Source organism: Maribacter zhoushanensis (assembly GCF_029350975.1).
GTDB lineage: Bacteria > Bacteroidota > Bacteroidia > Flavobacteriales > Flavobacteriaceae > Maribacter > Maribacter zhoushanensis.
The window spans coordinates 197,754-211,701 of sequence record NZ_JARKMR010000005.1 but is presented as its reverse complement, the minus strand read 5'-3'; the positions used below and the strand labels follow the sequence as shown (position 1 = coordinate 211,701).

The following is a 13,948-nucleotide window of genomic DNA, read 5'->3' as shown; positions in this document are numbered from 1 at the left end:
AGTTTGTTGAGTGTTCATATCTTATTGTTTTAGAGAACTTTAAAGATACTCGACTTGCTGCTTTTTCATCGATGCTAAATATAATGCGGACTTTAAGGGGGTAAACAATTAATTATTTACTTTCCCGCTTGAGTTCTTTTAACCTTTTCTCAGAAATTTTTATAATTGAAACGTCTAATGGTATTGGTGTAAAAGGTGTATCGGTTGTATCTTTTGGTACATCTACTATTGCATTCACAACATTCATTCCTTTTAAAACATTACCAAAAACGGTATAATCCCCATCTAAACGATGTAGACCATCTTTATTTTGTACGATATAAAACTGACAACGTGCCGATAACTTTTCGGCATTACCATCTCGCCCTGCTCCTACCGCTCCGTACGTATGGGTTAATTTAGAATCAAATTCTGGAGCTAATAAATATTCGGGATCATTAAATCCTTCTGGAGTATCTGGGCAACCACCTTGCGCTACAAAATCTGGAATTACCCTATTAAAAGTCAGTGAATCCCAATAGCCTGCATTCGCTAGTTCTATAAAACTAGCTTTATGTTTTGGAGTTTCATCATGCAACCAAATTAAAATTTCTCCTTGGGGAGTGTCAATTTTACCTATGTTATATGATTTACACGCTGTAAATAGTACGAATACCAACAAATACTTTAAAAACTTCATCTAGTTATATTTTAACAGACAGTTAAAGTAATAAATATTGATATATAAAATTAGTTCTTAACTTGTCATAAGCTTAAATATATTGACTCTAGCCTAGACAATTATTTTCGTTACTTTCAGTATAATATCAATACCATCATAGTTCACATTTTAATAAACATAATGACCCGTAATTCAATACTGCTTCTCTCCTTTTCCGTTTTTATATCACTTACTAGCTGTAATGAAAAAATGAAAAAATCGATAGATCAAAAAGAGAATTCAATTCAGCGTAATACATCTCATCAAGAAACATACAAAGGCAAAACCTTAATGGCTATTTTTGCACACCCTGATGATGAAATAGTAATATCCCCTATCCTATCAAAATACCAAAAACAAGGTGTTAATGTACATCTAGTTATCGTAACCGATGGTTCTAATGGCGTCACGCCACATGCCAAAATTCCCGCTGGTGAATTACTTGCAAAAACTCGTGCTGAAGAAGCTTTGTGTGTTACAACTACTTTAAATATTAATCCGCCTATATTTTTAGAATATACAGATGGTGATTTAGCGTTGAAAGAAAACATCAATTCTTTAGATGAAAAAATAGACAGTCTGTTTACCACCTATACACCCAACACAGTTATTAGTTTTGGACCTGGTGGGCAATACGGGCACCCAGACCACAGAATTGTGAGCAACGTGGTAACTGAGGTTTTTCAAAGAGAAACGTCAGAATCGTTACAAAATTTGCTCTACTACGCATACCCTAAAGAGACCGATAATAAGAACGTAAATTTTAAAACCGATTTGGTACAATGGTTAAACGATAACCTTAAAAGAACTCAGAAAAAATTTCTTAGCTATCAAATACTCTACAGTAAAGAAGATCTGGAACTTGGGCATAAGTCTGCTAACTGTCATAAATCTCAATATAACGAAGATGCCATTGATGATCTTCTTACCATAGTTGCCCAAACTGACTCGGTCATTTATTTTAGACCGTGGAATGGTTCTAATGAAATTAAAAATAATATTTTCGAGTAAACATATTCTACATGGCAATGAAGCATTCAATTTATATACTAGTTTTCATACTGTTTTCTTCATGTCATCAAAAACAAAGTAAATCTTCTTCTAAACCAGCAGGTTATTCTTACGGTGCTAAAAACGATTCTGCCGTATTTTACTTTAACAAAGGCTGGGAATATATATTAGATTATGGACAATGGACCTTGTCTGAAAAAGCATTTAGAAAAGCCATAACCTTTGATTCTACCTTTGTAGTCGGTAAAGCTATAGTTGGTAAAAGCACGCAAAACGGAACGGAAAGAATTCAAATATTAAAGGATCTCAACAATTCTAACATACCGGTAAGCGAAGACGACCAATTAATTTTAGAGGTTACCCGTATAACCATAGAACTTTTTAATGCCCGCGACCAGAACATACCATTACCTAAAGAGTTTATTCCTGATTTTTTAGCTACAGCTGAAAAAAACTACCGAACCTTTGTACACAAATACCCTAATGAAAGCTATATAAAAGGGGAATATATAGAAGTATTAAATGCTATTTATGGCGCAAAACCAGCGCTAGATTCACTACATAAGCTTACTACTGAGAAGCAAAAGAAAATACCTTTCTTTGTTAGCTACGCTGCCACATTAATGTCTGAAATAGGTGATTTTGAAGCTGCACTTTCTACTGCTCATGATTTTAACGAACAAATAAACGACCCAAAGATTCCACAGCCCTATGTTCTTTATGGTAGTATCTATTTAAAAATGGATAGTCTAGAGAAAGCCAACAGATATATTGACAAAGCACTTAAATTGGATCCAAAGCATATTTTTGCCCAACGGTTTAAAAAACAAATTGTTACCAAATTAGAAATTACTGATGGTAACGACTAAAACCATACCCCTTAAATAAACCAATTTGAAGACTACAAGAATAATAAAGACGGCAAATATTTATAGATACAATACCCCGTTGTCGGCATTATTCCTTCTCCTATTTTCATCATGTATTATCTCTTGTAATGGTCAAAAATCTGAAAATGAACCAAATACCAAAAAGACAGATTCAAAAACCTCTTTAAAAGATATTCCAAAACAACATACGGAACCTGCTAAAATTGAATATAGTAGTCCTTATCTACAACCTACTATTGATATACCTATAAGTACGTTTGTGCGTAGAATATTCCAAGATAAAAAAGGAAATTTATGGTTAGGCACCAATGGAGATGGTGTTGCTAGATATAACGGCACGTCTCTTGACTATTTCTCTATTAATCAAGGCTTTGGTGGTGTCGCCGTCAGAGGAATCATTGAAGACAACGAGGGTAACATTTGGTTTGGAACCGAAAATGGTTTAACAAAATATGACGGTATTTCATTTACTAATTTCACACAAAAAGAAGGTTTACATCATAATAGTACCTGGAGTTTATTTAAGGATAGTAAAGGTATTATATGGATAGGCACTTTAGAAGGAATCAACTTATTTGATGGTCAAAGCTTTTCTACATTTTCATTACCTCAAGGAACACCTGATTACAATAGAGGCATTAGCAGTGAAAAAATTGTTCATAGTATTATGGAAGATAGCAAAGGTAATATGTGGTTCGGTACTAATGCCGGTGCATATTTTTATGACGGTAAATCGTTAGCAAATCTTTCTGAGAACGACGGACTATGTAATAACGCTGTAAATGATATTTTAGAGGATAAAAATGGAAATATATGGTTTGCCACGCACTACGGAGGAGTATGCTTTTGGGATGGAAAATCATTTCATAAAGTAGCAACAAAAGAAAGAGCTAATAGTACCGAAGTATGGAGCTTGTTTGAAGACTCATCTGGTCAAATTTGGTTTCCTATTGAAAGTTTTGGAGTTTACCGATATAATGAAACCTCTATCACAAATTTCAACGATTCTAACGGACTAGAAAGTGCTGCCATACAAAGTATTTTTGAAGATGACCAAGGTCGCATTTGGCTAGGTGGCTATTTGGGTCTATTTCGTTTTAACGGTATCTCTTTTTATCATGTTAGTCAAAATGACATCTTAAAAGAATAAATCATAATAGACTGTAATTCAGTTGTTTTAAAATTTTAAATTAAAGTTGATCTTTAAGAAAATAATAGAAATAAAACTAAAAAATATAATATAACATTACTGCTCAAATGACTAAAATTATAGATACTCCCTATCAAAACAACCTAAAAATAGGCATGGCTCAAATCTCCCCTGTTTGGTTAAATAAAGAAGCTACTATTGATAAAATAAAAGAAAACATTGTTAAGGCTAGTAACGATGGTTGTGAACTGGTCGTTTTTGGGGAAGCACTTTTACCGGGTTATCCTTTTTGGGTTTCCATGACCGATGGTGCAAAATTCAACTCTACCGTGCAAAAAGAAATTCATGCGCATTATATTAAGAATTCCATTCAAATCGAGGCTGGCGAATTAGATGATATTTGTGCGCTTGCCAAAGAACATAAAATTGCTATTTATATAGGTTTAATGGAACGTGCACAAAACAGAGGTGGTCATAGTATTTACTGTTCTCTTGTATATATAAATAGTGATGGTGAAATTAAATCGGTACATAGAAAATTACAGCCTACTTATGAAGAGCGACTTACCTGGGCTCCTGGTGATGGTAACGGGTTACAAGTTCATGATCTTAAAAACTTTACCGTTGGCGGGTTAAACTGTTGGGAGAACTGGATGCCACTGCCAAGAGCCACCTTATATGGTTTAGGTGAAGATTTACATATTGCCGTATGGCCAGGTTCCGATTACAATACGGCAGACATCACACGATTTATTGCCAGAGAATCGCGCTCTTATGTTGTTTCCGTTTCTAGCTTAATGAGCAAAAAAGATTTTCCAGAAGATACGCCGCACCTCAATGCCATATTAGAAAATTGTCCTGAAACCTTGGCAAACGGAGGTTCTTGTATTGCAGGTCCAGATGGGGAATGGGTTTTACCTCCTGTAATTGATAAAGAGGGAATTATAACGACAACCATAGATTTTAATAGGGTTCTAGAAGAACGTCAAAACTTTGATCCTGTTGGGCATTATTCTAGACCTGATGTTACAAAACTTGTTGTAAACAGGGAAAGGCAATCTACGGTTGAAATAAAAAATTAAAAATGGAGAGAAATTAATTTTTCTCTCCATTCAATTCTTTCATAATCTCTGCAAATAATTGATATGATTTTATGCGGTCTTGACCGTCATAAATATTGGTTACCGCAATAAGTTCATCTACTTGTGTATCTACAATAAATTGCTGCACTTGTTTTTTAACGGTCTGCTTACTACCAATGAAAGAATATTTCAACATTTGTTGCACTGACGGATTCTGACTTAATTCTCGCAAATCTAAAGTCATGTCTACCGGTGGCTGCATAAATCCGCGGTTACCGGTAAGCAACCCAATAATCATTTTATATAGCGATGTTGAAATGCGCTCTGCTTCTTCATCTGTATCTGCAATGATAATATTAACACCTGCCATAGTATATGGCTTTTCTAATACATCTGAAGGCTGAAATTCTTGATGATAAATTTGCAAGGCGTTCATTAGGTGTGCGGTCGCAAAGTGACTGGCAAATGCATAGGGCAAACCTTTTTTAGCGGCTAAATGAGCACTATCTGTGCTTGACCCCAATATGTATAAAGGTACCTCTACCCCTTCTGCCAATGTTGCTCGTACTTTAGCATCGGCATTTTCAGTAGAAAAATAGCGTTGTATTTTTTCCACTTCTAAAGGGAACGACTGCGCTGCTTGAAAAAAATCTGAACGTATTGCTTGGGCAGTCAACTGATCCGTACCTGGCGCACGACCTAAGCCTAAATCTATACGGTTTGGGTATAGAATACCTAACGTACCAAATTGCTCTGCTATTATCAATGGGGAATGATTTGGGAGCATTATTCCCCCTGACCCTACATGTATTGTTTTAGTCTCTTCTGCAATCTTACCTATTAATATTGATGTAGCACTACTGCCTATAGCGACAGAATTATGATGCTCTGCCAACCAAAAACGTGTATATCCTGCTTCTTCCGCTGCTTGGGCAAGAGCTACCGAGTGATCAAAAGTATCTTTAAGCGTTGTACCTTCAGATACTATAGCTAAATCTAATATGGAATAATCTATCTTTTTCATACCAATAAACTCATTTATACATTTAAAAGTATCAATATGTTTTTTTTTTAAAAATTACAGGTTTTGTAAGCGTAATATATAATTATCCCACACTTCATGATTTAAAGTGTAACTATAATTACGACCTATTTTGTGCTTATTTATCAAACCGGCTTCTACAAGTCTTTTTACATGGTGACTTATAGAAGGCTGTGCTAGATCTAGTAGATTGCAAGCTTTAGTACATTCTACCTTTCCTTGGTTCTTTTGCATGTACTGCAACAATTTCAACCGATTTACATCACTTAATGCTTTAGAAATTTTCTCTACTTGTATTAGCTCCATGATGTTTTAATATATTGATACATGCAAATGTATTTATAAATATTGACTTAAAGTATAAATTGGGATGATCTTAATAATGATTAACTTGACCTTAAGAATAATACTACATTTGATAAATGAAGAAAATTACTCAAACACCACATATAATCTTCTGGATTTTGATTCCCTTTATACTACTAGTTGGATTTCTAAAACCTGATAAGACACTAGTCATCAATATTTATGACACCTATTTAGTAATGGATTTAATCAACTTAACTGTTTTAATCTCTATTATTTTCGGTATTCTTGGTTTTGGTTATTGGGTAATAATTAAGTTGAACAGAAAACTTTTAAATTGGCTGACAGTGATTCATTTAATCCTCACCATTTTGGGATTTCTTATACTTCTGTTAATCCCAATTATATCACCTGAAATACATCAAGACAGCCCAGGTTTAGACTTTGTTTTTCATCATGATCTTGGGCAAATTGGAATTAGCACTTTATTTTTGGTCATTATAATCCAGTTATTATACCTCATAAATATTATAACTGCCCTATTTAGAAAGACAGATTAAATTTTCAATACATCTTGGATATTAATTCAACATGTTAACATTGTGCCAAACCTTAACATTTACATTGGTTTTTTGATAAATAATATAACTTTGCCATGCTAAAATTAAGTGCAATAACCACCAATGAATCTCACCATAGAAAACATACTTCTTGTAGGTTCTATTTTGCTGTTTATCAGTATTATAGTAGGTAAGACTTCATATAAATTTGGGGTACCTACATTGATTCTTTTCTTGGCCATTGGTATGCTGGCAGGCTCTGATGGTATTGGCGGCATTCAATTTGATGATCCTAAACTTGCTCAATTCATAGGTATAGTTTCTTTAAATTTTATTTTGTTTTCTGGTGGACTAGATACTAACTGGAGTGCAGTAAAACCAATACTTAAAGAAGGTTTGGTGCTTTCTACTTTAGGGGTTTTATTGACTGCATTGACCCTAGGTACTTTTGTATACTATATTACAGATTTTACTATTTATGAAAGTATGTTGTTAGGGTCTATTGTTTCATCTACCGATGCTGCTGCGGTATTCTCCATTTTACGCTCTAAAAACTTGGCTTTAAAAAGTAATTTAAGACCAACCCTAGAATTAGAAAGTGGTAGTAACGACCCAATGGCATATGTACTTACGCTAGCATTTTTAACGCTGGTCATCAATCAAGATTTAAGTATACTTTCCATAATTCCGTTGTTTTTAAAACAAATGATTATAGGTGGTATTGGAGGATTTGCCTTTGGGAAACTTAGTGAAATCATTATTAATAAAATTAAATTAGGTTTTGAAGGACTATATCCGGTATTGGTCATTGCCTTAATGTTTATTACATTTTCAGCAACAGACGCTATTGGTGGTAACGGATTCTTGGCCATTTACATTTGTGCCGTGTATTTAGGAAATCAAAATCTAATTCATAAATCGACCATTTTGAAAATGTTCGACGGTATGGCTTGGTTAATGCAAATTGTATTGTTCTTGACTTTAGGACTACTTGTTTTTCCGTCTCAAATTGTACCTTACTTAGGCATTGGTTTATTAATTTCTGTATTCTTAATACTAGTTGCTAGACCTGTTAGTGTTTTTCTTAGCTTAATGTTTTTTAAAATGAAGTTAGGTAGAAGATTCTACATCTCTTGGGTCGGTTTACGCGGTGCTGTTCCCATTGTATTTGCTACGTATCCCCTATTGGCAGGTATCGACAAAGCCAATATCATATTCAGTATTGTATTTTTTATATCGGTTTCTTCGGTTCTAATACAAGGCACTACGCTATCCGTTTTTGCAAAATGGTTGAATGTAGCTTTACCGGATAAAGTAAAACCTATTGCAGAAAATGACAGATATATTCTAAATCTGCCTAAATCTGCGATGGAAGAAGTTATAATTTTGCCAAATAGTTTTGCAGTAGATAAACGAATAATAGATTTGCACCTACCAAGGGCCGCATTCATAGTTATGATTAAAAGAGAAGGAACTTTTGTTAGACCCGGTGGGTCAACAATTATTGAAGCGAATGATACTTTAGTTTTACTTTTAGATAATGATGAAATTCTGGAAGAAGTTAATGTAATTCTAAACCAAGCGGTTATTGCATAATGTGAAAAGTACAAATAACATATTCAAAGTTCTTTTACTCGTTACAATCTATTGTTTCGGTATATATAGCTCTGCAAATACATTACCCTTTTCTAATGATATTGCCACAACCCAAAGTGATGATCAGAACACGTATTTTTCTGAATTTACAAAGGTTTTATCTCCGCATGCACAGCAAACTGAGGTTTCAATTTCTGACGTTGCCGAAGTTACATCGCCAAACTACAAGCTTCCTTTTACAAGTTTCAATTCAAACATTTACGGTAGTGAATTACTTTTCACCGCTACATTTAAGCAGTACAAACTGTACGCTAATACCCTTTTAATCAGGCACAGAAAGTCTGACCTTATTTTCCCATTCCATAGTTTCTGGTAAACCATTGTAATTAGGCTATCCAATTGGTTAGCCCAGTTTAAAGTATGGTATGATGTAAAACAGTTACATCATAAAAAAATCAGTATCTCATATTTAAAAAATATAAAATGGATTTAGGAGTAACTGCTATTGGTTTAGCATCTGTTGCACTTTGTGCAATGCCTTTTGTTGTCACCAGCAGAAGTAGAAAAATAAAAGAAAAACAAATGATGTCATCTTTAAACGATATCGCCAATAAACATAATTGTCAAATTACGGAACATGAGATTTTTGGACACTACGCTATTGGTGTTGATGCAAAGAAGAAATTTGTTTTTTTTATTTCAAAATCGGGGGAAACATTAAATCATCAACATGTTGACTTATCTACGATCAAAACCTGTGAAATTGCCAATATTGGTAAATCTTATGCTAGAAAAGAAAAAGTAACAGAGCGTTTACTTTTAAAATTTTTCTCAAAAAAAGCAAATGAACCGGATATTGTTTTTGAATTCTATGACGTAGAAGTGAACTACCAATTAAGTGGTGAATTCCAGTCTATAGAAAAATGGAACAAGACCATTAAAAACTTGCTGATGAACAATTAAGTTCAGTCTTCACGGTTCTCTTTAATTTTAAAAGCGGATAGATAATCTCATTAAGGTTAGCTATTCGCTTTTGTTTTTAAAAAGATTACCAAGTACTTTAGTTCTTTGGATAGTTAGAAAGATAGAATTATGAAGTTGTTTGATATAGAAGTAGACCATACAATAAACCTACTTCCGCATGACGGAACGGTGCATTATTTTGGAAAAATCTTAAATGAAGAAGAAGCTATACATTATTTAGATGCATTGTTAAACAACATTGTCTGGAAAAACGATGAAGCCATCATCTTTGGAAAGAAAATTATAACCAAACGAAAGGTAGCTTGGTACGGTGAAAAACCGTTTCAATACACCTATTCTAAAACTACTAAACTGGCATTACCGTGGACGACCGAATTGCTTGAATTAAAATCTAAAGTAGAGCAAGAAAGTGGTGAAACGTTCAATTCTTGCCTGTTAAATTTATATCATGATGGTAGCGAAGGTATGGCATGGCATAGTGACGGAGAAAAGGACCTTAAAAAAAATGGTGCCATTGCTTCCGTTAGTTTTGGTGCGGAACGAAAATTTGCTTTTAAACATAAAGAAACCAAAGAGAAAGTAGAATTAGTTTTAGAAAAAGGTAGTTTGTTGATTATGAAAGATGAAACACAGACGCATTGGTTACATCGCCTGCCGCCAACTACCAAAAGCAAACTCCCTAGAGTGAATTTGACTTTTAGAACTATTGTAGAGAAATAATTTTACTAAAAACTTCTCTTTACCAATTTTGCCACTCTGTAGTTCACATCCCCTTTTTTACTTTAATTTTGCAGCATGGTCAGAAATGTACAATTGCGATTATCATTAAAGGAAGAAGGTACGCCTAACGGATTAGAAATACGTGCGGCAAAGTATCTGGGACTTGAAGATGGCACATTTAAAATTAAGGTGCTGCGTAAGTCAATAGATGCGCGTAAGCCTAAAATTTTCTTTAACTACAAACTGGAAATTTACATTAATGAACCAGCTCCTAATGATGCATTAAATTTCGAATACAAAGATGTATCCAACGCTAAACCCATACACATTATAGGCTTTGGACCTGCTGGTATGTGGGCTGCACTGCGTTGTCTAGAAATGGGCTACAAACCTATTGTGCTTGAACGTGGTAATAATGTAAAAGATAGAAGGCGAGATTTAAAAGCTATTAATCAAGACCATCAGGTAAACCCTGAAAGTAATTACTGTTTTGGTGAAGGTGGTGCAGGCACGTATTCTGACGGAAAATTATACACTCGAAGTCTTAAACGCGGCGATGTACGTCGAATCTTTGAAAGCTTAGTATTTCATGGTGCAACAGACCAAATTTTGGTAGATGCCCACCCACATATTGGGACCAATAAACTCCCTAAAATTGTACAGAATATTCGTGAGGTTATTCAAGAACATGGTGGTGAAATCCATTTTAATACTAAAGTGACCGACTTTGTTATTAAAGACAATACGCTTAAAGCAATTGTTTTAAACGAAACCGATGAAATGGCTGTGGAACGAGTAATCTTAGCAACGGGACATTCCGCCAGAGATATATTCGATTTATTACATAAAAAAGACATTGCTCTTGAAGCTAAATCATTTGCTATGGGCGTTCGTGTAGAGCATCCACAGCATATTATAGATAGTATTCAATACCATTGTTCTGGTGACCGTAGTGAGTTGCTGCCAGCAGCATCATATAGCTTGGTAGAACAAGTGAAAGACCGTGGTGTATATTCGTTCTGCATGTGCCCTGGTGGGTTTATAGTTCCTGCTGCAACTTCACCTGGTGAGGTGGTTGTAAATGGTATGTCACCATCTAAACGTAATAACCTGTATGCAAATTCGGGTATCGTGGTTGAAATAAATGTGGATAAGGATATTCCTAAATACGAGAAATTCGGAGCCTTAAAAGGATTAGAATATCAAAAGAACTTAGAGCGATTGGCATTCACCTCTGGTGGAAGATCCCAAACTGCTCCTGCACAACGTTTAACGGATTTCGTAGAAGGTAACTTATCTGCTGACCTCAACCCTACTTCATATCAGCCCGGTCTAAATTCCGCACCTATGCACTCTTTACTACCCAAATTGATAGGTAGTAGATTACGCCAAGGCTTTAAAGCTTTTGGTGATAAAATGCATGGTTATTATACCGCTGAAGCTAATATTGTGGGTGTAGAATCTAGAACCTCATCACCGGTCAGTATACCAAGAAATGAAAAGTTAGAACACCCGGTAATCAAAGGTCTTTTTCCATGTGGCGAAGGTGGTGGCTATGCTGGTGGTATCGTTTCTGCCGCAATGGACGGCGAACGCTGCGCCGAAGCTGCAATGGCAGGGTTGTAAGTTCAAGTGCAACTTGGTTGTTGGTTGTTCGTTGTTGGTTGTTGGTTGTTGGTTGTTGGTAAAATAAAATATAGCTTTGCTAAATCTTCTACACAAGGAATTAATGAAAATAAGTCTATTCTCTATTTTCTTACTTCATACTTCATACTTCGTACCTAATACTTAGTACTCATTACTGTAAACTGTAACTGGCAACTGAAAACTTAAGCCATCTTAGGTTTGTTAGCTTTAGTTAAAAAGTTCAAATCTCTTTTGATTCTAGAATTTTTGAATTTGTATAAACGAGCAACTTCTGTATTTGATTCGCTTTTGATTTCGTTTGTAGTTTCAGTCACGATGCTCATTTCAATCGTTTCAACTTTCACATCAGCTGTATTATTTTGTGCTTGAGCTGTGAAAGTTAAAAAGATAATGAAGATAGTTGCGATTATTGTTTTCATGACTTGCGTTTGTTACACTAATAGAACGCCGCAGACCTTGTTTTGCTAGTTGATGAATCGCTGAAAAACCCCTAATTCTCGTTACTCGACACAAGTTCGGGTAAAGTGTAAAATCGCATCGATAAACGGCAACAGCCCAAAAAACACCTTAGCGATTTTAAGTGTCGTTAAACGATTTCTTGTTAAAATTCAAATGCAAAAATCAAATTCAAATACAAAACAATAGAAAAAAGAAGATAGAGAAGAGAAAATAGATTGTTGACTGCTGGTTGATGGTTGATGGTTCATGGTTGCTGGTTGCTGGTTGCTGGAAAATGAAAATATAGCGAAGCGAAATTTTCATTATCAAAAATCTTTCCTCTTTATTCTTTCCTCTTTACTCTAATATCTATTTTCAGCTTTGTACTTAATACTTCTTACTTGATACTTCCAACATACTACTTTGTACTTATTACGTTAGACAAACCACCCCTTACACTACTATACTGCTTCTTCCACATTAAACCGTACCTTTGCAACTTATTAAAATTTTTATGACATTTAAAGAACTCGGCTTAGCCGAACCAATCCTAAAAGCATTAGAGGCTGAAGGATATACTCACCCTACTCCAATTCAAGAACAATCTATTCCTATATTACTCCAAGGCAAAGACCTTCTGGGAGTTGCGCAAACAGGTACTGGTAAAACAGCTGCATTTGGTATTCCTATTTTACATCAATTGTATGAGGGCATTAGCTTACGCCAGACAAAGCGAAAAGTCAAAGCACTTATAGTTACCCCTACGCGTGAATTAGCAATACAAATTAGTGAAAGTCTTACCGCCTATGGTAAGCATACAGGTTTACGTAACACCGTAATTTTTGGCGGAGTAAAGCAAGGAAAACAAGTAAATGCGCTTAGAGGTGGCGTTGATATTTTAGTAGCTACACCTGGTCGTTTATTAGATTTAATGAATCAGGGTTTTATTTCTTTTAGAGATTTAGAACATGTGGTACTTGATGAAGCGGACCAGATGTTAGACATGGGCTTTATTCACGATATCAAGAAAATCATTGCAAAATTGCCTCCTAAAAGACAGTCTCTTTTCTTTTCGGCTACTATGCCAAAAGACATTGTAGAGCTATCTAGAAAAATGTTGGGCGATTTTGAACGCGTTACCATTAAGCCCGAACAAGCTACTGCAGAGAAGGTAGAACAGGGAGTTTACTTTGTAAGTAAAGCAAACAAGCCTAAACTTTTAATTCACCTTATAAAGGAGAATCCTGAAAATACCTTAATCGTATTCTCAAGAACCAAGCATGGTGCTAATAAGATTGTAAAGAAGCTAGACCAAGCCGGTATACGTTCTGCAGCAATACACGGTAACAAATCACAAACAGCAAGACAGAAAGCGTTAAGTGCCTTTAAGGAGGGGGATCTTAAAGTTTTAGTAGCTACGGATATTGCAGCAAGAGGAATAGATGTAGAGGACCTATCCTTAGTAGTAAACTACGATTTACCAAATGTTTCTGAAACCTATGTACACCGTATTGGTAGAACAGGGCGTGCAAATGCTAGCGGTATTGCACTTTCATTTTGCGATAAAGAAGAAAGAGCATACTTACGAGATATCGAGAAATTGATTAAACAGTCGGTACCACGTATGCCTGAACATCAATTTGTTGATGCCGATACGCCTTCTGATGACCAACCGATGCCTCCAAAGAAAAAGCAAGGAAATTCTCGTAACAAAAATAGAAATAGACCTGGTGGTAACAACTTTCGTGGAAAGAATAATAGAAATACCAGCAGACCTAAAAAACGAAATGACTCTAGCAGAAGCGAATAGCTTCTGCTAGAA

Annotated in this window: 15 protein-coding genes; 11 read left to right on the top strand and 4 right to left on the bottom strand. The window is 35.1% G+C overall.

Annotated features, from left to right (window positions below):
* Positions 1-112: 112 nt before the first annotated feature.
* Positions 113-679, bottom strand: a complete 567-nt coding sequence (locus tag PXD56_RS15860; protein WP_276494323.1) for a peptidylprolyl isomerase — start codon at positions 677-679, stop codon at positions 113-115.
* Between the two features lie 231 nt (positions 680-910).
* On the opposite strand from PXD56_RS15860, the gene PXD56_RS15855 reads away from it, so the two are divergent.
* The 4 genes from PXD56_RS15855 (at position 911) to PXD56_RS15840 (ending at position 4,833) form a co-directional block, all read left to right on the top strand.
* Positions 911-1,711, top strand: a complete 801-nt coding sequence (locus tag PXD56_RS15855; RefSeq protein ID WP_276494322.1) for a PIG-L family deacetylase — start codon at positions 911-913, stop codon at positions 1,709-1,711.
* A 17-nt stretch (positions 1,712-1,728) separates the two neighbouring features.
* Positions 1,729-2,580, top strand: coding sequence for a tetratricopeptide repeat protein (locus PXD56_RS15850; RefSeq protein ID WP_276494321.1), 852 nt, complete (start codon positions 1,729-1,731; stop codon positions 2,578-2,580).
* Between the two features lie 25 nt (positions 2,581-2,605).
* Positions 2,606-3,751 (top strand): ligand-binding sensor domain-containing protein, encoded by a 1,146-nt coding sequence (locus PXD56_RS15845; RefSeq protein ID WP_276494320.1) that lies wholly within the window; start codon positions 2,606-2,608, stop codon positions 3,749-3,751.
* A 107-nt stretch (positions 3,752-3,858) separates the two neighbouring features.
* Entirely contained in the window at positions 3,859-4,833 is a 975-nt protein-coding gene (locus tag PXD56_RS15840; protein WP_276494319.1) for a carbon-nitrogen hydrolase family protein, read from the top strand.
* 13 nt (positions 4,834-4,846) lie between these two features.
* Here PXD56_RS15840 and PXD56_RS15835 read toward each other — a convergent pair whose 3' ends face one another.
* Both PXD56_RS15835 and PXD56_RS15830 read right to left on the bottom strand, forming a co-directional pair.
* Positions 4,847-5,863, bottom strand: a complete 1,017-nt coding sequence (locus PXD56_RS15835) for an LLM class flavin-dependent oxidoreductase (protein ID WP_276494328.1) — start codon at positions 5,861-5,863, stop codon at positions 4,847-4,849.
* A 48-nt stretch (positions 5,864-5,911) separates the two neighbouring features.
* Entirely contained in the window at positions 5,912-6,181 is a 270-nt protein-coding gene (locus tag PXD56_RS15830; RefSeq protein WP_276494318.1) for an ArsR/SmtB family transcription factor, read from the bottom strand.
* Between the two features lie 116 nt (positions 6,182-6,297).
* Between PXD56_RS15830 and PXD56_RS15825 the strand changes: the two genes are divergently transcribed.
* From PXD56_RS15825 to PXD56_RS15800, 6 genes are all read left to right on the top strand, one after another.
* On the top strand, positions 6,298-6,741 hold the full coding sequence (locus tag PXD56_RS15825) for a hypothetical protein (protein WP_276494317.1): 444 nt from the start codon (positions 6,298-6,300) through the stop codon (positions 6,739-6,741).
* Between the two features lie 123 nt (positions 6,742-6,864).
* The gene (locus PXD56_RS15820; RefSeq protein ID WP_276494316.1) at positions 6,865-8,337 is read left to right on the top strand and encodes a potassium/proton antiporter; all 1,473 of its coding nucleotides are present in this window, start codon (positions 6,865-6,867) and stop codon (positions 8,335-8,337) included.
* Position 8,338: 1 nt separating this feature from the next.
* On the top strand, positions 8,339-8,713 hold the full coding sequence (locus tag PXD56_RS15815; RefSeq protein ID WP_276494315.1) for a hypothetical protein: 375 nt from the start codon (positions 8,339-8,341) through the stop codon (positions 8,711-8,713).
* Positions 8,714-8,820: 107 nt separating this feature from the next.
* Positions 8,821-9,300, top strand: coding sequence for a hypothetical protein (locus PXD56_RS15810; protein ID WP_276494314.1), 480 nt, complete (start codon positions 8,821-8,823; stop codon positions 9,298-9,300).
* A 129-nt stretch (positions 9,301-9,429) separates the two neighbouring features.
* Entirely contained in the window at positions 9,430-10,041 is a 612-nt protein-coding gene (locus PXD56_RS15805) for an alpha-ketoglutarate-dependent dioxygenase AlkB family protein (RefSeq protein ID WP_276494313.1), read from the top strand.
* A 75-nt stretch (positions 10,042-10,116) separates the two neighbouring features.
* Entirely contained in the window at positions 10,117-11,667 is a 1,551-nt protein-coding gene (locus tag PXD56_RS15800; protein ID WP_276494312.1) for an NAD(P)/FAD-dependent oxidoreductase, read from the top strand.
* A 203-nt stretch (positions 11,668-11,870) separates the two neighbouring features.
* Here PXD56_RS15800 and PXD56_RS15795 read toward each other — a convergent pair whose 3' ends face one another.
* Positions 11,871-12,107 carry a hypothetical protein gene (locus tag PXD56_RS15795; protein ID WP_276494311.1) on the bottom strand — a complete coding sequence of 79 codons (237 nt, stop codon included), beginning with the start codon at positions 12,105-12,107 and terminating at the stop codon, positions 11,871-11,873.
* Positions 12,108-12,640: 533 nt separating this feature from the next.
* Here PXD56_RS15795 and PXD56_RS15790 point away from each other — a divergent pair.
* A complete protein-coding gene (locus tag PXD56_RS15790) occupies positions 12,641-13,936 on the top strand; it encodes a DEAD/DEAH box helicase (RefSeq protein WP_276494310.1) in 1,296 nt (431 codons plus the stop codon).
* The last annotated feature ends 12 nt before the right edge of the window (positions 13,937-13,948 follow it).